We start from the raw sequence: 20,888 nt of genomic DNA on the forward strand, positions 1-20,888 counted from the left end.
TGGATGGCAGAATCAGACACCGGAAAAAGGTGGCTTGGCTACTGTCAGAAATAACAGATGCGCGGGGGTTTACGACGAACGGCCGATTACGCTGGAAGTGGGCGATAGCGAGCTGGGTGGCGCGCAGTTGGTGCTCGACTGCCGGCAGAGCCTGGTTCCCCAGGCTTGAGCCAATCTCCATAACAAAGAAGATCAATGTGGGAGCAGCCCTGTGGCGAGGGGGCTTGCCCCCGTTTGAGTGCGTAGCGCTCACGAGATCTTTGGTACATCAGAGATTCTGGGGCTGCTTCGCAACCCAACGGGGGCAAGCCCCCTCGCCACAGGGCCACTTCCCACAGCGGATTTATGCTGTTATTGGGCCTGGGCTCGACTCAATACCCCGGAACCTCGCGCAAAAACTCTGACAGGTCGGTGATCGGCGGTATGGCCGGAATGTCGAAGTACATCTGGATCACCCAGCCCCGGTGATAGCTGGCGTGGTTGACCACATGCAACAGCATGGCGCCGGCACTCATGACCCCGCTTTCCCCGGACATGGAGGTGAATTCGATGGGCTTATCCAGCGACTCCTCGGTCTGGGCCGAGCTCCAGCCACAGAACCATTGATCAATCTCCTGTTGCGCCATTCGCAACTCGGCGAGCTCGGTATGGAGCAGGCCGTGGGAGGTTTTGAAGTCGTGCCCCCGGCCCTCCAGATGAGCTTGCCAGATGCAATCCACTACGTAGGTGTGGTTCAAGGCGCCGATCATGTTATTGAACACCGACACCCGTTTGCGATTGAGTTCTTCAGGTGGCAGCGCCATGAGGCTGTCGAAGAGTCGCTGATCGGCCCAGCGCTTGTAATCGGCGAGCATGCGGGCAGTGCGTACGTTGATCATCAGAGATCTCCCATAGCGATGGGCGCATTGCCAAGAATAGCCCTCACGGCGGGCAGGATCGTAAACGCTGATTATCGGTCATGCCGCAACCTTGTAGCAGCTGGCGAAGCCTGCGTTCGGCTGCGTAGCAGTCGTGAATCCTGCGCACGTGGTTTATCTGACCCACCCGTAGCGTGTGGTTTAGCGACTGCTGCGCAGCCGAACGCAGGCTGCGCCAGCTGCTACAGAGCTTTATCGCGAACTACATTAAGGTCAGGTGCTGCACCACCCGTTCGGCCAATGCCAGGCAACTGGTCAGCCCCGGCGATTCGATGCCGAACAGATTGACCAGGCCCGGTACGCCGTGGACGTCCGGGCCGCTGATGACGAAATCGGCGGCCGGCTCGGTCGGCCCGCTGATTTTCGGGCGGATGCCGCTGTAGGCCGGTTGCAGACTGCCATCGGGCAACGCCGGCCAGTAGCGCCGGATTGCCTGATAGAAGCCTTCGCCGCGATGGGGGGCGACGCGATAATCGACTTGCTCGACCCATTCGACATCCGGCCCGAAACGCGCCTGACCGCCCAGGTCCAGGGTCATGTGCACGCCCAGCCCGGCGCTTTCCGGTGCTGGATAAACCAGATGCCGGAACGGCGCCTGGCCACTGAAACTGAAGTAGCTGCCCTTGCACAACCAGGCCTTGGGCACGTGCCGCGCCGGCAAGCCTTCGATCCGGCTCGCCACCTCTGGCGCAGACAGTCCGGCGCAGTTGATCAGTTCACGACAGCTCAAGGTCATCGGCTGAGTCCCCCCCATGTGCAGCTCGAAACCCTGTTCGGTACAACGGGCCGATGCAAACGGCGTATGAAAGGCCACCGAGGTGCCCCAGGCTTCGGCATCGGCCTGAAGCGCCAGCATCAAGGCATGGGAATCGACAATCCCGGTGGACGGTGACCAAAGCGCTGCAACACAAAACAACGCCGGCTCAAGCGCCCGTGCCTGACCGGCATCCAGTAATTGCAGGTCATCGACACCGTTGCGCCGGCCTTGCTCCAGCAACGCCTGCAAGGCATGGCGCTGACGGTCATCGGTGGCCACGATCAGCTTGCCGAGGCGCCGGTAATCGACACCGCGCTCATCGCAGAAGGTATACAGGCGTTGCTTGCCCTCCACGCACAATTGCGCCTTGAGACTGCCGCTCGGGTAATAAATCCCGGCGTGGATCACTTCAGAATTGCGCGAGCTGATGCCCACGCCAATCCCCTCACCTGCCTCGACCAGGATCACTTCTCGTCCGGTCCGGGCCAGGGCTCTGGCCACCGCCAGCCCGACCACGCCAGCCCCGACTACCACGCATTCGATATCGACGCTCACCTGCCCTCCATTCATTCAAGCCAACCCTGGATGCGATAATCGATCAGGCTGGAGAATATCGCCAGCATGACCGCATACGGTCTGCTACGTGGCGTTCATACTCTATGTTTAATTTCCCATTTAACGATCATTCAAAATGACAATTAACTGTCATTGACCTGAACACTTTCCAACTTCCCCCCTTCAACACAACCTTAACCGGCTATCGGCGATTGACTTTGCCAACCTGCCTGAGTAAATTGCGCCGGCCGATAACAACGGCTTTTTTCAACTCACAAAAGAATTCAATGGACACAGTATCTAGTCGCTGTCGGATGACTGCTCACACGCAGGATCTGGCACATAACCCAGACAATGACGGGCCTCGACTTTTCGGTCGGGTGAGCTGCGCTAGAGCTTGAGGCTCCACCGTAACTTGCCTCACCGGAATCAGTCCGGCCCAGAGGCATGTTATGAACTTCAAAAACACTGTAATGCCGGGCGTACGCGCCTTTGCATCGACCATGCGGGTCAAGCTCTGCCGTGAGCGTCTGCTGACGACTCGGCTCTGCGCCCCGTTCTCCGCCCCTTCTACCCACGCCAAGGTGCGCCCTCGTGCCAACTGGCGTGTCTGCCCGACGACCGGCCGGCTTCAGCAACGCTGGAGCTTCGACGACAGTCAGGACCCACAAAGTCGGCGCATCGCGCGCCTCTTCCAGCAGGCGAGCCTGATGCTCGGCCTGTCTATCGGGGCATGCATTCTCAGTTGATCTGAAGGCACTTTAAAGTCCTTCCAGAACGGTTTCCTTAAACGGGAATTCGACAACTTTTTATTGCCCGTCAAAAGCTGAATTATTTGAATTAGTTGTGGACCATCAAGTAACACCGCAATCACGGGTGTTAATTCAGATACCACGAACCGCGCTCCGGGCCTTCAATAAATGCAACACGAAACAAGGGAGAGTCCTCATGTCGGGAACTACTCTACTGATCAATCTCGCCGGCTCCATCGCCCTGTTGCTATGGGGCACTCATATGATTTCTTCGGCGCTGTTGCGCGGCTTCGGCACGCCGCTGCGTCAGTGGCTGGGCCACAACCTGAACAACCGCTGGATGGCGTTGCTGTCAGGAATCGGCATCACCGGGGTCTTGCAAAGCAGCACCGCCGTGAGCCTGATGGCGACCTCATTCACTGCCGCCGGGACGCTGGGACTGGCGCCGGCCCTGGCGGTGATGCTCGGCGCCAACATCGGCTCAACCCTGGTGGTGCAGTTGCTCAGCGTCGATGTGTCGATGCTCACGCCCAGCGTTTTGCTGGCGGGCCTGATCGTCTTTCGGCTGCGCGATGACTCGCGCTACGAAAGCGTCGGTTGTGCACTGATCGGCCTGGGGCTGATGCTGCTGGCCTTGCACATGCTCGGCTCCACATTGGCGGAAGTCGAAGGCACGCCGATTTTCCAGTTGATCATGCAGAGCCTCGAGGGCGATCTGGTCATTGCGCTGCTGGTGGCGCTGATCCTCACCTGGCTGTGCCACTCCAGCGTGGCCGTGGTGTTGCTGATCGTCTCGCTGGCCGCCACTGGCATGCTCTCGGCCAGCACCATCGTCGCGCTGGTGCTGGGGGTGAACATTGGCGGTGCGCTGCCCTCGGTCATCAACGCCGGATCGAGCGTCGGCCGACGCCTGCCGCTGGGCAACCTGCTGGTGCGCGCGGTCGGTGCTCTGGCGGTCTTGCCGTTTGCCGGGTTGCTCGCTCAGGCGCCGCTCGCGCCCTCGACCCTGGTGGTGTGCCTGCACACCGGTTTCAATCTACTGCTGGCGTTGGTGTTCATCGGTCTGACCGACGTACTCGCCAATGCCCTCACCCGACTGCTGCCGGCACCTGAGCGGGATGTCGATCCCGGCATGCCGTGCTATCTGGACGAGGCCGGCCTGGAAGTGGCCAACATCGGCCTGTCGAATGCCGCTCGCGAAGCGTTGCGCATGACCGACATGTTCTCGGCCATGCTCGGCCGGATGCTACAGCTGTTCCACACATCGCTACCGGCCTGCGCCGATGAAGTGCAGCGGATAGATCAATCCCTGGACCTGCTCAGCGCGGCGATTCGCGCTTATCTGGCCGACATCGGCAAGGAAGGCATCAGTGACAGCGATGCCGATCGTTCCCAGGAAATCCTCACGTTCGTGATCAACCTCGAACATGCCGCCGACATTCTTTCCAGCAGCCTCACGCAGTTGGCCATGCGCCGCTTGCGCCGGGGTGAACAGTTCTCGACCTTCGAACTGGGCAACATCGCCCCGCTGCACGACGCCGTTCTGGAAAGCCTGAGCCTGGCAATCACCGTGTTCCTGCGCGAAGACATCGCCACCGCCCATCAACTGATCCAGCGCAAGGAGACCGTCAGAAGACTCGAAGCCTGCGCCAGCCGCGAGCACTTTCGCCAGTTGCAGGAAGACAAAAGTACCTGGGCGCAATCCGGTGATATTTTCCAGCGGGTACTGCGTGATTACCGGCGCCTGCATCACCACATCGCCGCCCTGGCGTATCCGCTGCTCGAACGCGCCGGTGAGCGCTCGGTCGAGAGCATCGACGCTCCCGTTACGGATCGCATGACGATAGATCTGGCTGGTATTGAGTGAGGCATATATCGATCGGCAGGGAACTCCTGACCACCGCCAGGCATCCTAAATTATGTGTTACTTCCTTCACGCTTCACGCTTTCGGAGGACGCCGTCATGCGCCGTCTGTTTTTAGTATCTTCACTCGTGCTTTGCTTGCCCTTTGGCTCAGCCATGGCCCGTGTGGATGCGGGCGATGTCGCCACCTCAGCCGGGATCTCCGCATCGCTGTACTCAACGTTCAAGGATCACAAAATGGTCGTCCCTGCCCGGGATGACGCCTCCAGTTTTGTCGCCAGCGGCGGTACGATCCGTGGCGTCTACCTGGAGTCGGTACTGAAGGAGATTCGTCAAAATCATCCCGACTTAAAGGCCAGCGATGAAGACCTGGCCAGAGCGATCCTCGTTCAGGAAGGTGTGCCAGCGGGTCAATAAAGTCTCAAATGCAAGCGGTAGGGCTAATGACGGCCCTACCTTGCTTCAGCGCTGTTCTTCTCGACTCCTGCGGACAAACGTGCCCAGCTGGCGACCAGTTGCGCGCTGATGCTGACGCCGCCGCACACGACAATCACCACGTCATGGGCCTCGGCAATTGCCGGATGGTCGAGGTAGGCAATCGCCAATGAAACGCCACACGCCGGTTCGACCAACTGGCGCAGGTCGTTGGCGTAACGAACCACGCCCATGATCGCCTCATCATCGCTGAGCACCACGCATTCATGCGGGAAATCAAGGATGTGCTGCACCGGCCAGGCGGCCACTTGCGCGGCGCCGAGTGACGTGGCAACGGTGTCGATGCGCGGCAGTCTGACCGGGTGCCCGGCAGCGATGGCGGCAGCGAACGACGCCGCCCCCTGGGTTTCGCACGCAACGATCCGACAATCCATGCGCTGATGACGGATCAGGCCGGTGAGCAGGCCCGCCAGCAATCCGCCGCCCCCCACGGATGTCACCAACGCATCGACTTGAGGGCAGTCCTCGAGGATTTCATCGATCATCGTGCTGTGCCCCTCCCACAACACCGGGTGATCGAAAGCCGGTACATATTCGGTGTCTGCGCCCTGCGCGAGTTCTTTCGCCCGTTGATTGGCCTCGTCCCAGACCTTGCCATGGACAATCACCTCGGCACCGGTTTTCCTGATCCTGGCGCGGGTGGTTTCCGGGGTCGTGTTCGGCACCACGATGCAGGCCTTCAGCCCAAGGTTGGCAGCGGCCACCGCCGTGGCCAGACCGGCATTGCCACCGGAAGGACAGACGACTTTGCGCTTGCCCTGCTCTGCCGCCTGGCTGCACAACAGGCCCATGCCGCGCAGTTTGAACGAGCCGCTGGGTTGCAGGTTTTCCAGCTTGAGCCAGATTCGCCGGGTCGGAGTCGACAGACCCGGGTGCAGAATCAGGGGCGTTCTGATGTGAAGCATCGTGTGCTCCTTGTGACAGCACCGGCGCGTTGAGATCTTTCAACGGGCCGGAAGTGAACGGACAGGCTCATCCTTATCCAAGCTTAGTTCACCCTGCTCGACGACTACCGCTCTCATAACGGGCTGCCCTCTACACTGGTGATATGCCCTTTTTGCGAGATCAGTTATGAAAATCTCAGCCAAACTCGCGTTTTTCGCCCTCGTCAGCACCCTTGCCTACCTCGCTCTCGCGGTGTTCGGGCTGGGCGGGTTGGCGGCGTTTTCCTCGCATCCACCGCTGGTGGTCATTGCGCTTGCGACCCTGGTGATGGCGATCGTGTCGTTGTTCAGTGAGGGCAATTTGAGCACTGGCGAACGTGAAGACCGGGCCAATCGCTGGGTGCTGCCGGTTTTCGGGGTGCTCGGGTTGCTGAGCGGGTATCTGCCGGCCTACACCGACCGGATCGACTTCTGGACCTTCGGTGGCGAGGGCGTGCGTTGGTTGGGCGCGCTGCTGTTCATTGGCGGCGGCGCGTTGCGGATGTGGCCGGTGTTTGTACTGGGCAAGCGCTTCAGCGGATTAGTGGCGATTCAGCCAGGACACCGCCTGGTCACCGACGGAATTTATCGGAATGTACGCAACCCCAGCTACCTGGGGCTGCTGATCAATGGCGTGGGCTGGGCGCTGGCCTTTCGTTCCGGCGTCGGGTTGCTGCTGGTGGCACTGATGTTGATACCGCTGATCGCCCGCATTCGCTCTGAAGAAGCGCTGTTACGCACGCAGTTCGGCAGCGAATACGACGCTTATTGCGCCCGTAGCTGGCGATTGATTCCGGGGATCTACTGAACTGACCACATCAGGGCCGTGTCGATTACAAAAAGTGTAAACGGATCAGGTTATTGGCATCCACATGGCTCGTGACCGAGTCATAACTGGCCAGTGTGGCGTGCCGGGTCTGAAGGGGATGAACGTGGGTCGCGGTGATGACCATGATGTTGGCACCCGCCGCTTCACCTGCGCGAATTCCGACGTCGGCGTCTTCGAAGATCAGGCACTCGGCTGGATCAACCTGCAGTCGACGAGCCGCCAGCCGATAGCCCGCAGGGTCGGGCTTGCCGGCGCTGACGTCTTCGGCGGTCACCATCACGCCAGGCTCGGGAATGCCGGCAGCGGCCATTCGGCGCAACGCCAGGGCCCGCGGCGCAGAGGTAACGATGGCCCATTGGTGGGCGGGCAGCGACTTGAGGAAATTCGCCGCGCCGGACACCTCGACAATCCCCTCCACATCATCGATTTCCGCCTCGGTGATCCACGCCGCTTCAGCTTCGGCATCTACTCCTGGCAACGCCAGGCGATTGATGGTGTCGATGGCGCGAACGCCATGGATGGTCGGCAGGAAGGTTTCGACATCGACGCCGTGGCGCACGGCCCAGGTTGTCCAGATCCGCTCGGCGGCGGCGATGGAGTTGAGGACGGTGCCGTCCATATCGAACAGCAAGCCACGGTATGACCCGTTGAGCAGGGACGTTTTGACAGACAAAGGGCGACTTCCTTTTGCAAGAGCCAGGCAAATGTTATCAGCTAATGTACACCAGCTCTTACAGGCCTCGGGTCGACTGCAAGGCGTTTTGCACACAATCGAGCAACTGCCCCACCGCCCAGGGTTTCCTGATGAACGAAACCGGATGCTTGACCCCGGAGCTTTTCGGAGTTTCGAAGCCGGACATGATCATGATCGGTTTGTCTGGCCAACGGTCGCCAAACTGATTGGCCAGGTCCGCGCCATTGAGTTTTCCCGGCATGGTGATGTCCGTCAGCAACAGCCCCACCTCCGGCGCGTGCTGCTCCAGAAACTGCGAAGCCGCATCCGCGCTGATCTGTGGTTGAACCGCAAAGCCTTCCTCCTGAAGAATTTCGCAAAGAAACTCGAGGATCAACGGGTCGTCCTCAACCACAAGAATCAAACCGTCAGACAAATGCGCGCCCGCCGTCGATACTGGACTCATCACTGTGCCACTCCCTGATTGTTTCATTGGTTGCGCGGGCTCAAATCCGCCTCCTATTCAGGTATGAGCAGCGGACTTCGCGGAAAATTCATTTTTGATGCGGTTGTCCTGGACATTCTCTGTTCAAGCCGACAAACACGACCGTTTGTCAGCGCGTAATTGTGGTTAAAATGCCGCCCCCTTCTACATTGCCGACCTTGTCCGATGAATCCAGACGCCCTCTCCATCCTCCACGACCATTTGCTGACAGCACTTGCGGCCGCCCCCGCAGAAACCCGTCGGCTGTTTCACGGCCGTGGGCGCTGCTGGCCGGGGTTGGAGCAATTGACCGTCGACTGGCTCCAGGGCGTGGTGCTGGTCTGCGTGTTCAAGGAGCCGCAAGCGTCGCAACTGGATGATTTGAAGCAGCGACTGATGGCGATCACGCAGTCACCTGCGTGGAAAGCCTCAGGCGCGCATACCTTGCTGCTGCAACATCGCTATTTGCAGGAAAGCACCACCGAATGGCTGCTCGGGGAGCCGATCGAGGAGATGACGATCACCGAGGGCGGCCTGCAGTATCGCGTGGACCTGGGCCGCAAACAGAACACCGGCCTGTTTCTCGACATGCGCTACGGCCGCGATTGGGTGCGGGCCAATGCTGACGGCAAGCGGGTGCTGAACCTGTTTGCCTATACCTGCGGGTTTTCAGTGGCCGCCATCGCGGGAGGCGCTACGCATGTGGTCAACCTGGACATGTCCCGCGCGGCCCTGAGCCGCGGTCGCGACAATCACCGGCTCAACGGCCATGACTTGAGCAAGGTGAGCTTTCTCGGCCACGACCTGTTCAAGTCCTGGGGCAAAGTGATCAATAGCGGCCCTTATGATCTGGTGATCATCGACCCACCGTCCTTTCAGAAGGGCAGTTTCCTGCTGACCAAGGATTATCAGCGCGTACTGCGCCGTCTGCCGGAGTTGCTCAGCCCTCAGGGTACGGTGCTGGCCTGCATGAATGATCCGGCCTTTGGCGCGGACTTCCTCATCGACGGCGTCACTCGCGAAGCACCGAGCCTGCGGTTTGAGCAACGGTTGGAGAATCCGCCGGAGTTTCCCGATGCCGATGTCGAGTGTGGGTTGAAGGCGTTGGTGTTCAGGCAGGGGTAGCTGAAAATCAAAATGGTGATTCAACACCAGGCAGGCCGGCCAGACTCAGTAGACTAATGGTACTTGAGCCCGAACCCGCGGCTTCCTACGATGATGATACGCAGCGGTTGGAGGTTTAAGCCGTTGCGTAAGTGGTGGGTGAACTGAACCCCAATAAGCCCACCCCTTGTTTCATGCGCATCTTGAGCCTCTCGGCTCTACTTCCTCCCCATCAAAGAGCTTTGAGGCTCTTTTTTTGTCTGTCAAAAAGCCTCGGCGCTGACCGCTCGGCAACGCTGAACATCCTGCTCCGCGTCGCAGCGCCCGGAGGCAGCAAAAAGCTCACGACCGATCGTGCGCGCAGCCTGCAAATGAACCGTCGGTTCCTGGATTTCCGATTCGAGCAGCAACTCGGACGTCACCACGCAAGCACCGCAATAATCGAAGATCCCATGGTCGATCTGCGTCTTCATGGCGTCGGCATAACCGTGGCGCGCATAGGTTCCTGCGTCGGCACCGCCAACACCCACCAGATGAACCCGCAGATGGCGAAGCTTCTTCTCCAACCAGGCATCCGCCGCGAAATCGAACGCCCAGCCATTGGCGAACACACGGTCGATCCAGCCTTTGAGCAGCGCCGGCATCGACCACCAATAAACCGGATAAACCAGCACCAGTGCATCGGCGCGATCGATTCGCGCCTGCTCGGCGGCCACATCGGCGGGCGGCGGTGCTTCACGGTGATGGACGGCGAGATCGGCCGCGCCGAATCTCGGATCGAACCCTTGCGCCCAGAGGTCCGCAATTTCGAAAGAGTGGTCGGCATCCGCCTCGGATACTCCTTCAGCGACGTGTCTTGCGAGGCTATGGGTAAGCGATTGGGGGTCATGGTGAGCCACAACGATGAGCGCGTGCATGGCAAAATCTCCTGCTACGGAATGAGTGATTGAGGGTGAAAGGCGAGCCTTATATACTCTTGGTAAGTTACGCTCAGTAAGCTACTTTTGGTATATAGCCATGTCAAGCACCGAAACACCCGAGCAAGATTCCAGTCCGCAACCGCGCCGGCGGATGTCGCGGGAGGAGCGCCTGCGCCAGTTGCTGGATGTCGCCTGGCAACTCGTTCGAGAGGAAGGTACGGACGCGTTGACGCTTGGCCGGCTCGCCGAACAGGCGGGGGTCACAAAACCGGTGGTTTACGATCACTTCACCACCCGCCCCGGGTTGCTGGCGGTGCTCTATCAGGAGTTCGACGCACGTCAGACCGCGCTCATGGATACCGCGCTTGAAACCAGTGAACCGACACTGGCCAGCAAGGCAATGGTCATCGCCTCGTCTTATGTCGACTGCGTTCTGCTTCAGGGCCGCGAGATCCCGGGTGTGATCGCGGCGCTGACGAGCTCGCCCGAGCTGGAAAAGATCAAGCGCGAGTACGAAGCGATCTTCATGGGCAAGTGCCACAACGCCCTGCTCCCCTTCGCCGGAACCGGTGATATCGCGCCAGCGAGTCTTCGGGCGATGCTCGGTGCCGCCGAGGCGCTGTCCCATGCCGCCGCGACCGGAGAAATCACCGCGGAGCAGGCACAGGACGAACTCTTCGAAACGATCGTGGCGATGGTCGAAAGGAGCGCACGCGTCAGGAGGGTCTAGAAACCTAACGCGCATCGTAGGGCTGGCAAGCACCCGCCAGGACAGCAGCGTATTGCCACCTATACTCAAGCCACCTTCCCCGCGCTACCCACAATAAAAAGCAGAGGTGGAAAATGGTCTGGCAGCAAATCTACGACCCCTTCGGTAACCCGGTGCTATCAACGCTCATGGCGGCGACGCCGGTGGTGGTAATGCTGGTTTCCCTGGCGTTTTTCCACATCAAGGCGCATCTGGCGGCGTTGTTGGCCCTGGGTTCGGCCTTGCTGATCGCGATTTTCGCCTTCGGCATGCCCGCGAACATGGCGGGCTCGGCCGCACTGTTCGGCGCCGCCAACGGTCTGTTGCCGATTGGCTGGATCGTGCTCAACATTATTTTCCTGCATCGGCTGACCACCGAGAACGGCTCGTTCAAAGTGCTGCAAGACTCCCTGGCGCGCATCACCGACGACCGACGTCTGCAATTGCTGCTGATTGCCTTCTGCTTCGGTGCCTTCTTCGAAGGGGCCGCCGGTTTCGGCACTCCCGTGGCGGTAACCGGGGCCATTCTGATCGGGTTGGGTTTCTCGCCCCTGGCCGCGTCTGGCCTGGCGTTGATCGCCAATACCGCGCCCGTGGCGTTCGGTGCACTGGGCACGCCCGTCATCACCCTGGCCAAAGTGACCGGGCTGGATGAAATGGAGCTGTCGATGATGGTCGGTCGCCAGTTGCCGTTCTTCTCGGTGATCGTGCCGTTCTGGCTGATCTGGGCCTTCGCCGGCTGGCGCAAGATGCTGGAAATCTGGCCGGCGATTCTGGTTGCCGGCGTCAGCTTCGCCATACCGCAATTCCTCGTCTCCAACTACCACGGGCCAATGCTGGTGGACGTCATCGCGGCACTGATTTCCATGGCCTGCCTGACTGGTTTCCTCAGGGTCTGGAAACCGGCCACGGTGCATACCTCGGCCGCCCTGTCAGGGCGAGTCGACCATTCCAAAATAGCCGAAGAGCATGACGAAAAACCCGTCGCCAGCGCGACCTTTGCCAGCGATGCAAAACCCGCCGTAATGCGCGCATGGATGCCGTGGATCATCCTCACGGTGTTCGTTTTCGCCTGGGGCACCCAGGGCTTCAAAAACTTGTTCGATACCCGCCCGGCCATGGATCCGCAAACCCACTCGGCCAAGCTTGATCCGCAGGGCAAACCGATGCGCGAGGCCAACCCGATCTTTGCCCCGAGCGTGACCTTCACCACGATTCACCAACAGATCGAGAAGGTCCCGCCCGTGGTGCCCGCGCCGAAAACCGAGGACGCGATCTACAAGTTCACCTGGTTCACCAGCACCGGTAGCGGCATCTTGCTCGCGGCGATCCTTGGCGGGCTGCTGATGGGTTATTCCATCCCGCAACTGCTGCACCATTACCTGCGAACGCTGTGGGTAGTGCGCTATTCGCTCACCACCATTGTGGCGATGCTCGCCCTGGGTTTTCTCACCCGCTATTCGGGCCTCGACGCCACCATGGGCCTGGCCTTCGCCGCAACAGGCATTTTCTACCCGATGTTCGGCACCCTGCTCGGCTGGCTCGGCGTGGCCCTGACCGGCTCGGACACGGCCTCCAACGTGCTGTTCGGCGGCTTGCAACGGGTGACCTCCGAGCAACTGGGCCTGAGCCCAGTGCTGATGGCCGCCGCGAACAGTTCTGGCGGGGTCATGGGCAAGATGGTCGACGCCCAGTCGATCGTGGTCGCGTCCACCGCCACCCGCTGGTACGGCCATGAAGGGGAAATCCTGCGCTACGTGTTTTTCCACTCCGTGGTGCTGGCGATTCTGGTCGGCGGGCTGGTGACGTTGCAGGCGTATGTGGCGCCGTTCAGCCATATGGTGGTGGGCGGGCACTGATCCAGGGGGGCGGGCCTCATCGCGAACATTAATTCCAGCCGCCCCCCATTACCTTGTACAACGTCACCCGGTTGCTCTGCTCGGCCAGACGCAGGGTGATCAGGTCCTGTTGGGCGCTGTACAACGAACGCTGGGCGTCCAGCGCTTCGAGGTAGCTTTGCGAGCCGCCGCGATAGAGCGCGTCGGCCAGTTCAAAGCTTTTACGGCTGGCGTCGGTCAAGGCTTGCTGGGCTGTCAGGCGTTGGTCCAGGGTGCTGCGCACCGCCAGGGCATCGGCCACTTCCTTGAAGGCTGTCTGCAAGGTTTGCTGGTAGGTCTGCACCTGAATTTCACGCTCGACCTTGGCCGCATCCAGTGTCGCGCGATTGCTGCCGGCATCGAAGATCGGCAAGCTGACGCTCGGGGCGAAGGTCCAGGCGCCGCTGCCGGACTTGAACAGACCGGACAAGGCCGAACTCGCAGAACCGGCGTTGGCGGTCAGGCTGATGCTCGGGAAGAACGCCGCACGGGCCGCGCCGATATCGATGTTGGCCGACTTGAGGGTGTGCTCGGCGGCCAGCACATCCGGGCGCCGTTGCAAAAGACTGGACGGTAACTCATCCGGCACCTGAACCAGCAGCGCGACCGATTGCAGACTCGCACCGGGAAGCAGCTCATCGGGAACATCACTGCCGACCAGTAAGCGCAGGGTATTGCGGTCCTGGAGAATCTGACTGGCGTAGACCGCCACATCGCCTCGGGCCGACTCCACAGTGGTTTGCGCCTGAGCCAGGGCCAAACCGGAAGAGCCGCCCAAGGCATGGCTGCGTTGGGTCAGTTCGTAGGTTGCCTGTTGGCTGCGCAGGGTTTCCTGGGCCAGTTGCAAACGCTCGTTGTCCGCCGCCAGCGTCAGCCAGGCCGTGGCCACTTCAGCCACCAGGCTGATCTGGGTGCTACGCCGGGTTTCGGTCAGTGCCAGATAGTCTTCCAGCGCTTCGTCCTGAAGGTTCTGTACCCGCCCGAACACATCCAGTTCATAACTGCTCAGCCCCAGTTGCGCACTGTACTCATGACTGGTGCTCGCCGTGCCGCTGTTGGACGTGCGGCTATGTGTGCCGCTGACTCCGGCATCGATGGTGGGAAACGCCGCCGCCCGTTGAATGCGATATTGAGCCTGGGCCTTTTCGATGTTCAGGCTGGCCAGACGCAAATCACGGTTGTTGGTCAGCGCCAGGGTCTGCAAACGCGCCAGGCGACTGTCGGTAAAGAACTGCTGCCAGTGAATGTCCGCCGCTGCATCGCCCGAGGGCACACGGGTGGTCGGCAGCCATTGCTCGGCAACTGGCGCCTCGGGGCGCTGATACTCCGGCGCCAGATTGATACAGCCACTGAGCAACGCCAGAGCAGCCAACAAGGGCCAATGAAACTTGATCATGCATCACCTTTCTGCGCGGTTGGGTTGGCGGTTGTTGCGGTGGATACGCGACCGAAACGACGACGGATCAGCACGAAAAACAGCGGCACAAAGAAGATCCCCAGCACGGTGGCGCTGAACATCCCCCCCAGCACGCCAGTGCCGATGGCCTGGCGCCCGGCAGAACCGGCGCCGGAGCTCAACGCCAGTGGCAACACGCCGAACATGAAGGCTAAAGACGTCATCAGGATCGGTCGCAGGCGTTGACGCACGGCAGTCAGCGTCGCGTCCCTCAGGCTATTGCCCTGCTCTTGCAGGTGCTTGGCAAACTCAACGATCAGGATCGCGTTCTTCGCCGCCAGCCCCACCGTGGTCAACAACCCGACCTGAAAGTACACGTCGTTGCTCAAACCACTGAAACGAGTCGCCAGCACCGCGCCGACCACCCCCAGCGGCACCACCAGCATTACCGAAAATGGCACCGACCAACTCTCGTACAACGCCGCGAGGCAGAGGAACACAAACAACACCGAGATCCCGTACAGCAGCGGCGCCTGGGAGCCGGACAGGCGCAGTTGATAAGACTGCCCGGTCCACTCGTAGCCGATGCCTTCGGGCAGTTGTTTGATGATCGCTTCCACCGCATCCATCGCGACCCCGGAGCTCACCCCCGGTGCCGGATCGCCGACCACCTCCAGCGAGGCATTGCCGTTGTAGCGTTCCAGCAACGGCGAGCCATAGCTCCACGAGCTACTGGCGAACGAGGAAAACGGCACCATCTCATCCTTGCTGTTGCGCACAAACCAGTGCTCCAGGTCCGCCGCCTGCATCCGCGCCGACGCCTGACCCTGCACGTAGACCTTCTTCACCCGCCCCTGGTTGAGGAAGTCGTTGACGTAAGTGCCGCCCAACGCCGTGGACAAGGTAGCGTTGATATCGCTGGTGCTCAGACTCAAGGCCCCGGTCTTGCGATCGTCGATGCTGACCTTGAGCTGCGGCGTATCGTCCAGGCCATTGCTGCGTACTCCCAGCAGCCGCGGGTCTTTCTTCGCCAACTCGATGAACTGCTCCCGCGCGGCAACCAGGGCGTCATGCCCCAGTCCACCAAGGTCTTTGAGTTGCAGGTCGAACCCCGAACTTTGCCCCAGGCCACGTACAGCCGGCGGCTGCATGACAAACACGTTGGCATCGCTAATGCTCGCCAACGCCAGGGTTGCACGTTGGGCAATAGAAGCCGCGTCCTGCCCTTTCCCTGAACGCTCGCTCCAATCCTTGAGTTTGATGAAAGCCCGGCCGGTATTCTGGCTGTTGCCACCCATGCCCAAACCGCTGATGCTGATCAGCGCCTCGACTTCCGATTGTTCGAGCATGTAGCTCTCGAACTGCTTCATTACTGCCTGAGTTCGACTATCAGTGGCGCCCACCGGCAATTGGATCTGCGCCATGAGGATGCCTTGGTCTTCGTCCGGTAAGAACGAAGTCGGCAGGCTGGCATAACCAGCGCCCATCGCCAGCAAAATCACCCCGTACACCAGCAGGCTCCGACGCCCACGCTGCAGAATGCCGCCGACCCATTGTTGATAGCGCAAGGCGCTGCGTTCGAAGCTGCGGTTGAACCAGCCGAAGAAGCCGCTTTGCGCACCATGGCCCTGGGCATCGGACGGCTTGAGCAAGGTCGCACACAAGGCCGGTGTCAGGGTCATCGCCACCAACACCGACAGGAGCATGGCCGAGACGATGGTCACCGAAAACTGCCGATAGATAATCCCTGTGGAACCACCGAAAAATGCCATGGGAATAAACACGGCGCTGAGCACCAGAGCGATGCCGATCAGCGCGCTGGTGATTTCCGCCATGGACTGGCGAGTCGCCGCCAGCGCCGGAAGTCCCTTCTCACTCATCACCCGCTCGACGTTTTCCACCACCACGATGGCATCGTCCACCAGCAGTCCGATAGCCAGGACCATGGCGAACATGGTCAGGGTATTGATTGAATAGCCGAACAGCGCCAGCACGCCGAAGGTGCCCAGCAATACCACCGGCACGGTGATCGCCGGGATCAATGTGGCCCGCAGATTCTGCAGGAACAGGAACATGATCAGCACCACCAGTACGATCGCTTCGCCCAAAGACTTGACCACTTCTTCGATGGACAGGCTGACAAAGGGGGTCGTGTCGTAAGCGATCACGTTCTTGAGCTGCATTTCTGCCGGGTAGAAAGGCTCCAGCTCCTTGAGTTTGGCCTTCACCGCTTCACCCACGCTCAGGGCATTGGCCCCGGCGGCGAGCTGCACGCCCATGGCGGCAGCGGGTTTGCCGTTGAGGGCAGAACTCACGTCGTAGCTTTCACTGCCCAGTTCGACCCGCGCCACATCCCCCAACAGCACCACCGCCCCATTGCTGGTGGACTTGACCACCACGTTGCGAAATTCTTCGGCGGTTTGCAGCTTGCTGCGGGCACTGATAGTGGCGTTCAACTGTTGCCCGGCCACCGCCGGCAAGGCACCGAGCTGGCCGGCGGACACTTCGGTGTTCTGTGCTTCCAGGGCGCTGCTGATGTCCGAGGGCATCAACGCATACTTTTCCAACAGGGCCGGGTCCAGCCAGATGCGCATGGCATAGCCCGAACCGAGGGTCTGCACGTCGCCGACGCCATCGATACGACTGATCTGGTCGAGCAAGGTGCTGGAAATGTAGTCGCCGATCTGGGTGCCGGTAACGCTTTCGTTATCGGAGGCCAGGGCGGCAATCATCAGAAAGTCCGAACCGCCCTTGGTCACGGTCAAGCCTTCGCTCTGCACCGATTGCGGCAGTCGGGATTCGGCCTGTTGCAGTTTGTTCTGCACCTGCATCTGCGCCACATCCGGGTTAGTGCCGGCGGCAAAGGTCAGGCTGATGCTGGCGCTGCCCGCCGAACTGCTGGAGGCCGACATGTAGGTCAGGTTATCCAGCCCTTTCATCTGCTGTTCGATGACCTGGGTCACCGAGTTTTCCACGGTCTCGGCCGAGGCGCCGGTGTAGGTGGCGGAGATCCGTACCGTTGGCGGCGCGATGTCCGGGTACTGTTCCAGCGGCAGTTGGCTGATGGACAAGGCGCCGGCGAGCATGATGACGATGGCGATGACCCAGGCAAAAATCGGTCGATCGATAAAGAACCGCGCCATGCTCAACCCTCCTGCGCAATGGCAGTCGGCGCCGATTGCCGCGTGCGGCTACGAGTGCCCGGGTTTTGCGCCAGCACCGGGGCGCCGACCCGGACTTTCTGCCCACCTTCGACAATCACCTGATCACCCGCCGTCAGGCCAGAGGTGACCCACCACTGGTTACCCACGGCGCGATCGATGGTCAGCACGCGCTGTTCGACCTTGCCATTGACCACCAGCAACACCGACGTCACGCCACTGGCGCTGCGGGTCACGGCTTGCTGGGGGATCAGAATGGCTTGATCGTCCCGGGCCTGTTCCAGCACCGCCCGCACATACATCCCGGGCAGCAACAGCCGGTCCGGGTTGGCGATTTCCGCCCGCAGGGTCACGGTGCCGGTGCCCTCATTGACGCTGACCCCGCTGAATTTCAATCGGCCCTCATGGGCGTAGGTGCTGCCGTCGTCGAGTTTGAGACTGATCCGCGCTTCGCCCTCGCCGTTGCTTTGCAGCACACCGCTGGCGAGGTCGCGCTTGAGGCGCAATAGCTCGGTGGTCGATTGCGTGATATCCACGTAGATCGGGTCCAGTTGCTGCACCGTGGTCAGTGCGCTGTCCTGATTGGCCACCACCAACGCGCCGGGGGTGACCGTCGAAGTTTCGATGCGCCCGCTGACGGGCGAGCTGATGCGGGTATAGGCCAGGTTGATGCGCGCGGTATCCACGCCGGCCTGGGCCACTTGCAGTTCAGCCTCGGCGGTCAGCAGACTGGCCTGGGCATCCTCGTTGTCCTGCTGGCTGATGGCATCGATCTTCGCCAACTGGGCATCACGCTTGGCCGTGGCCTGAGCCGACTTCAATGTGGCGCGAGCCTTGGCCAGAGTCGCCTGCGCTTCAGCCAAGGCGGCCTTGTACGAGGCCGCATCCAACTGATACAGCGCCTGTCCGGCCTTGACCTCGGCGCCTTCGACAAACAGCCGCTGCTGGACGATACCGCCGACCTGGGGGCGAATCTCGGCGACCATAAACGCCTGAGTACGCCCGGCCAGCTCCGTGGTCAGCGCCTGGCTTTTGGGTTGCACCGTGATCACTGACACCTTGGCCGGTTCGATAACGGGCGCGGATGCGCCGGGGGAGCAACCGCTCAGCACCAACAGAATGATCAAGGACAGTAAAACCGCGGCGGTTACCAGGGATTTGGCGAGAATTTTGGTCGACATAAATGCCTCTGCAAGACGGGGTGGCTGAAGCCAGACGCCATACTGCGAGGCAAATGTGCAGGAAAATTGAAGATTGCCCGCCGCCCTTGAATCTTCGCCGCGCCAGGGCCTAAATGGGCGGGCCATTCACTGACCCGCCCGAGCCCATGAAACTGAGTATCTCCACCAAGCTGTTTATCGCGGTACTGGCCAGTGTGCTGTTTGTCATCCTGAGCATGGGGCTGGCCAACGGCTGGAGCTTCGGCAAAGGCTTTCTCGATTACCTCAACGAACAAGCGCTGTTGCGCATGACCCCGGTACTGCCGCGCCTGGCCAGCGCCTATGAGCGCGAAGGCAGTTGGGAATTTCTGCGCAACCAGCCGGATCGCTGGTTCGAACTCATGCGGCCGGAGCCCGGCGTAGATTTCACCGACCCGCATCGACCGAACCTGCCCACGTCCGACCTGACCGGCGCGGTGTTTCGCATCGCCCTGTTGGACCAACAAAAGCAGCTGGTCATGGGTTACTCGGCGATTGCCGACGACGCCCTGATGCGCCCGATCCAGGTCGCCGGTAAAACCGTCGGCTGGCTGGCGGTGACGCCGTTCCAGAACGTGACCGAAGCCGGCGGCGAACGTTTTCGTCTGTACCTGTTGCGTACCAGCCTGGCCATGGGTGTGCTCTCGTTGCTGCTGGCGATACTGATCGCCTGGTGGATCGCTCGCACCCTGCTTGACCCGGTCAAGCGGGTAGCCGCCGCCACGCATCGATTGGCCGCAGGCGAGTACAGCAACCGGGTGGCGGTGTCCTCCAATGACGAAGTCGGTCAGTTGGCCCGCGACTTCAATCAACTTGCGTATACGCTGGAGCGCAACGAAAAAATGCGCCGGGAGTTCATGGCCGATGTGTCCCATGAACTGCGTACCCCGCTGTCGGTGTTGCGAGGTGAACTGGAAGCGATCGAAGACGGTGTGCGCACGCTCGATCAGTCCTCGATGAAGTCGCTGCAAGGCGAAGTCGGCATGCTCAGTAAACTGGTGGATGACCTGTATGAACTGTCCCTGGCCGATGTGGGCGCGCTGACCTACCGCAAAAGCGAATGCGATCTCAACGACCTGCTGCACAGTTGCGTGGCGATGTTCCAGGAACGCTGCAACGCCCGGCACTTGCGCTTGGAGCTGGAACTACCGACAGCGCCGCCAAGGGTGGAAGCCGACCCCAAGCGCTTGCAGCAACTGTTCGGCAATCTGCTGGAAAACGCCGTACGTTATACCGATGAAGGCGGTGTACTGCGCATTCGCGCATCCAGCGATGGCGACGACGTACGCATCGATTTCCTTGATTCCGGCCCCGGGGTCGACGCAGATCAGTTACCGCGGCTGTTCGAGCGCTTCTACCGCGGCGAAACTTCACGCAACCGCGCCAGCGGTGGCGCCGGTTTGGGGCTGGCGATCTGTCACAGCATCGCCCTTGCTCATGGCGGCAGCCTCAGTGCCGATCATTCCCCGTTGGGTGGCCTTTGGCTGACCCTGCGCCTGCCACGGAATGCCTGAACCATGGTCAACGACAACCCGATCCTGATCGTCGAAGACGAGCCCAAACTGGCCGCATTGATGCGTGACTACCTGATCGCCGCTGGGTATGCGACCCAATGCCTGGACAACGGGCTGGAGGTGGTGCCAGCGGTCCGTGCCCGCGAGCCGCGGCTGATCCTGCTCGACCTGATGCTGCCTGGGTGCGACGGTCTGCAAGTGTGCAAGGAACTGCGCAGTTTCAGTGCCGTACCGATCATCATGATCACCGCTCGCGTCGAGGAAGTGGATCGCCTGCTCGGGCTGGACCTGGGCGCCGACGACTACATCTGCAAACCCTTCAGCCCGCGTGAAGTGGTGGCCAGGGTCAAAGCCATCCTGCGACGCAGCCCTCAGCTTTTGACGTCTGCACCACCGCGTCTACAGATTGACGAAGAACAGTACCTGGCCTCCCTCGACGGCATGACGCTGGACCTGACACCACTGGAATTGCGCCTGCTAAGCACCCTCGCCCGCTCGCCGGGACGGGTGTTTTCCCGGGATCAGTTGCTCGACCGGATCTACTCCGATCACCGGGTGGTCACCGACCGCACGGTCGACAGCCATATCCGCAATCTGCGGCGCAAGCTCGAACAAGCCTGCCCGGGGGAGCATCCGATTGAATCGTTGTATGGGGTGGGTTATCGGTTTCAGCTCGCCGACGCCTGAAGCGTCGCCGAGATGAAGAAAGACCACCGCCCC

At 61.0% G+C, this 20,888-nt stretch carries 18 protein-coding genes; 9 read left to right on the forward strand and 9 right to left on the reverse strand.

Going from position 1 to position 20,888, the window contains the following annotated elements; all coding sequences use genetic code 11:
• Positions 1–371: 371 nt before the first annotated feature.
• Together JUI81_RS27050 and JUI81_RS27055 are read right to left on the reverse strand one after the other, a co-directional pair.
• On the reverse strand, positions 372–878 hold the full coding sequence (locus JUI81_RS27050) for a DinB family protein (RefSeq protein WP_018928975.1): 507 nt from the start codon (positions 876–878) through the stop codon (positions 372–374).
• Between the two features lie 241 nt (positions 879–1,119).
• Positions 1,120–2,229: an NAD(P)/FAD-dependent oxidoreductase gene (locus JUI81_RS27055; protein ID WP_204125385.1), complete on the reverse strand. Its 1,110-nt coding sequence runs from the start codon at positions 2,227–2,229 to the stop codon at positions 1,120–1,122.
• Between the two features lie 452 nt (positions 2,230–2,681).
• Here JUI81_RS27055 and JUI81_RS27060 point away from each other — a divergent pair, with 452 nt between their 5' ends.
• The 3 genes from JUI81_RS27060 to JUI81_RS27070 all read left to right on the forward strand — a co-directional run bounded on the left by JUI81_RS27060 (position 2,682) and on the right by JUI81_RS27070 (position 5,262).
• Complete coding sequence (locus JUI81_RS27060; protein WP_204125386.1) at positions 2,682–2,978, forward strand: hypothetical protein; 297 nt, start codon at positions 2,682–2,684, stop codon at positions 2,976–2,978.
• Positions 2,979–3,177: 199 nt separating this feature from the next.
• Positions 3,178–4,848: a Na/Pi cotransporter family protein gene (locus JUI81_RS27065; RefSeq protein WP_204125387.1), complete on the forward strand. Its 1,671-nt coding sequence runs from the start codon at positions 3,178–3,180 to the stop codon at positions 4,846–4,848.
• Positions 4,849–4,944: 96 nt separating this feature from the next.
• The gene (locus tag JUI81_RS27070) at positions 4,945–5,262 is read left to right on the forward strand and encodes a DUF2388 domain-containing protein (RefSeq protein WP_019578720.1); all 318 of its coding nucleotides are present in this window, start codon (positions 4,945–4,947) and stop codon (positions 5,260–5,262) included.
• A 35-nt stretch (positions 5,263–5,297) separates the two neighbouring features.
• Here the strand turns inward: JUI81_RS27070 and JUI81_RS27075 are convergent, their stop codons facing one another.
• Positions 5,298–6,245, reverse strand: coding sequence for a pyridoxal-phosphate dependent enzyme (locus tag JUI81_RS27075; RefSeq protein WP_028940709.1), 948 nt, complete (start codon positions 6,243–6,245; stop codon positions 5,298–5,300).
• Between the two features lie 166 nt (positions 6,246–6,411).
• On the opposite strand from JUI81_RS27075, the gene JUI81_RS27080 reads away from it, so the two are divergent.
• Positions 6,412–7,071 (forward strand): isoprenylcysteine carboxylmethyltransferase family protein, encoded by a 660-nt coding sequence (locus tag JUI81_RS27080; protein WP_204125388.1) that lies wholly within the window; start codon positions 6,412–6,414, stop codon positions 7,069–7,071.
• 25 nt (positions 7,072–7,096) lie between these two features.
• On the opposite strand, the gene JUI81_RS27085 is transcribed toward JUI81_RS27080, so the two are convergent.
• Both JUI81_RS27085 and JUI81_RS27090 read right to left on the reverse strand, forming a co-directional pair.
• Positions 7,097–7,765: an HAD-IA family hydrolase gene (locus JUI81_RS27085; RefSeq protein WP_096480295.1), complete on the reverse strand. Its 669-nt coding sequence runs from the start codon at positions 7,763–7,765 to the stop codon at positions 7,097–7,099.
• A gap of 58 nt (positions 7,766–7,823) precedes the next feature.
• A complete protein-coding gene (locus JUI81_RS27090; protein ID WP_096480296.1) occupies positions 7,824–8,231 on the reverse strand; it encodes a response regulator in 408 nt (135 codons plus the stop codon).
• A 204-nt stretch (positions 8,232–8,435) separates the two neighbouring features.
• Between JUI81_RS27090 and JUI81_RS27095 the strand changes: the two genes are divergently transcribed.
• The gene (locus JUI81_RS27095) at positions 8,436–9,374 is read left to right on the forward strand and encodes a class I SAM-dependent methyltransferase (RefSeq protein WP_019578716.1); all 939 of its coding nucleotides are present in this window, start codon (positions 8,436–8,438) and stop codon (positions 9,372–9,374) included.
• 242 nt (positions 9,375–9,616) lie between these two features.
• On the opposite strand, the gene JUI81_RS27100 is transcribed toward JUI81_RS27095, so the two are convergent.
• Positions 9,617–10,270, reverse strand: coding sequence for an NAD(P)H-dependent oxidoreductase (locus JUI81_RS27100; protein WP_204125389.1), 654 nt, complete (start codon positions 10,268–10,270; stop codon positions 9,617–9,619).
• Between the two features lie 100 nt (positions 10,271–10,370).
• Between JUI81_RS27100 and JUI81_RS27105 the strand changes: the two genes are divergently transcribed.
• Both JUI81_RS27105 and JUI81_RS27110 read left to right on the forward strand, forming a co-directional pair.
• Positions 10,371–11,003, forward strand: a complete 633-nt coding sequence (locus tag JUI81_RS27105; RefSeq protein ID WP_204125390.1) for a TetR/AcrR family transcriptional regulator — start codon at positions 10,371–10,373, stop codon at positions 11,001–11,003.
• Positions 11,004–11,116: 113 nt separating this feature from the next.
• Complete coding sequence (locus tag JUI81_RS27110; RefSeq protein WP_019578712.1) at positions 11,117–12,880, forward strand: L-lactate permease; 1,764 nt, start codon at positions 11,117–11,119, stop codon at positions 12,878–12,880.
• A 28-nt stretch (positions 12,881–12,908) separates the two neighbouring features.
• On the opposite strand, the gene JUI81_RS27115 is transcribed toward JUI81_RS27110, so the two are convergent.
• The 3 genes from JUI81_RS27115 to JUI81_RS27125 are packed head-to-tail and all read right to left on the reverse strand — an operon-like array spanning position 12,909 to position 18,636.
• Complete coding sequence (locus JUI81_RS27115; RefSeq protein WP_204125391.1) at positions 12,909–14,294, reverse strand: efflux transporter outer membrane subunit; 1,386 nt, start codon at positions 14,292–14,294, stop codon at positions 12,909–12,911.
• Positions 14,291–17,437: an efflux RND transporter permease subunit gene (locus JUI81_RS27120; protein WP_204125392.1), complete on the reverse strand. Its 3,147-nt coding sequence runs from the start codon at positions 17,435–17,437 to the stop codon at positions 14,291–14,293. The genes JUI81_RS27115 and JUI81_RS27120 overlap by 4 nt, the downstream gene beginning before the upstream one ends.
• Before the next feature lie 2 nt (positions 17,438–17,439).
• A complete protein-coding gene (locus JUI81_RS27125) occupies positions 17,440–18,636 on the reverse strand; it encodes an efflux RND transporter periplasmic adaptor subunit (protein WP_204125393.1) in 1,197 nt (398 codons plus the stop codon).
• A gap of 113 nt (positions 18,637–18,749) precedes the next feature.
• Between JUI81_RS27125 and baeS the strand changes: the two genes are divergently transcribed.
• Together baeS and JUI81_RS27135 are read left to right on the forward strand one after the other, a co-directional pair.
• Complete coding sequence (baeS, locus tag JUI81_RS27130; protein ID WP_028940719.1) at positions 18,750–20,168, forward strand: sensor histidine kinase efflux regulator BaeS; 1,419 nt, start codon at positions 18,750–18,752, stop codon at positions 20,166–20,168.
• Positions 20,169–20,171: 3 nt separating this feature from the next.
• Entirely contained in the window at positions 20,172–20,855 is a 684-nt protein-coding gene (locus JUI81_RS27135) for a response regulator (RefSeq protein ID WP_204125394.1), read from the forward strand.
• Positions 20,856–20,888: the final 33 nt, after the last annotated feature.

Origin of the sequence: Pseudomonas sp. 008 (assembly GCF_016861935.1) — a bacterium.
GTDB lineage: Bacteria > Pseudomonadota > Gammaproteobacteria > Pseudomonadales > Pseudomonadaceae > Aquipseudomonas.

Excerpts from the sequence above, each read along its gene's own strand:
- JUI81_RS27075 (WP_028940709.1), bottom strand. The coding sequence starts at position 6,245 with ATGCTTCACATCAGAACGCCCCTGATTCTGCACCCGGGTCTGTCGACT.
- JUI81_RS27105 (WP_204125390.1), top strand. The coding sequence starts at position 10,371 with ATGTCAAGCACCGAAACACCCGAGCAAGATTCCAGTCCGCAACCGCGC.
- baeS (WP_028940719.1), top strand. The coding sequence starts at position 18,750 with ATGGGCGGGCCATTCACTGACCCGCCCGAGCCCATGAAACTGAGTATC.
- JUI81_RS27115 (WP_204125391.1), bottom strand. The coding sequence starts at position 14,294 with ATGATCAAGTTTCATTGGCCCTTGTTGGCTGCTCTGGCGTTGCTCAGT.
- JUI81_RS27120 (WP_204125392.1), bottom strand. The coding sequence starts at position 17,437 with ATGGCGCGGTTCTTTATCGATCGACCGATTTTTGCCTGGGTCATCGCC.
- JUI81_RS27110 (WP_019578712.1), top strand. The coding sequence starts at position 11,117 with ATGGTCTGGCAGCAAATCTACGACCCCTTCGGTAACCCGGTGCTATCA.
- JUI81_RS27125 (WP_204125393.1), bottom strand. The coding sequence starts at position 18,636 with ATGTCGACCAAAATTCTCGCCAAATCCCTGGTAACCGCCGCGGTTTTA.
- JUI81_RS27135 (WP_204125394.1), top strand. The coding sequence starts at position 20,172 with ATGGTCAACGACAACCCGATCCTGATCGTCGAAGACGAGCCCAAACTG.
- JUI81_RS27070 (WP_019578720.1), top strand. The coding sequence starts at position 4,945 with ATGCGCCGTCTGTTTTTAGTATCTTCACTCGTGCTTTGCTTGCCCTTT.
- JUI81_RS27095 (WP_019578716.1), top strand. The coding sequence starts at position 8,436 with ATGAATCCAGACGCCCTCTCCATCCTCCACGACCATTTGCTGACAGCA.
- JUI81_RS27090 (WP_096480296.1), bottom strand. The coding sequence starts at position 8,231 with ATGAGTCCAGTATCGACGGCGGGCGCGCATTTGTCTGACGGTTTGATT.
- JUI81_RS27080 (WP_204125388.1), top strand. The coding sequence starts at position 6,412 with ATGAAAATCTCAGCCAAACTCGCGTTTTTCGCCCTCGTCAGCACCCTT.
- JUI81_RS27100 (WP_204125389.1), bottom strand. The coding sequence starts at position 10,270 with ATGCACGCGCTCATCGTTGTGGCTCACCATGACCCCCAATCGCTTACC.
- JUI81_RS27065 (WP_204125387.1), top strand. The coding sequence starts at position 3,178 with ATGTCGGGAACTACTCTACTGATCAATCTCGCCGGCTCCATCGCCCTG.
- JUI81_RS27060 (WP_204125386.1), top strand. The coding sequence starts at position 2,682 with ATGAACTTCAAAAACACTGTAATGCCGGGCGTACGCGCCTTTGCATCG.
- JUI81_RS27050 (WP_018928975.1), bottom strand. The coding sequence starts at position 878 with ATGATCAACGTACGCACTGCCCGCATGCTCGCCGATTACAAGCGCTGG.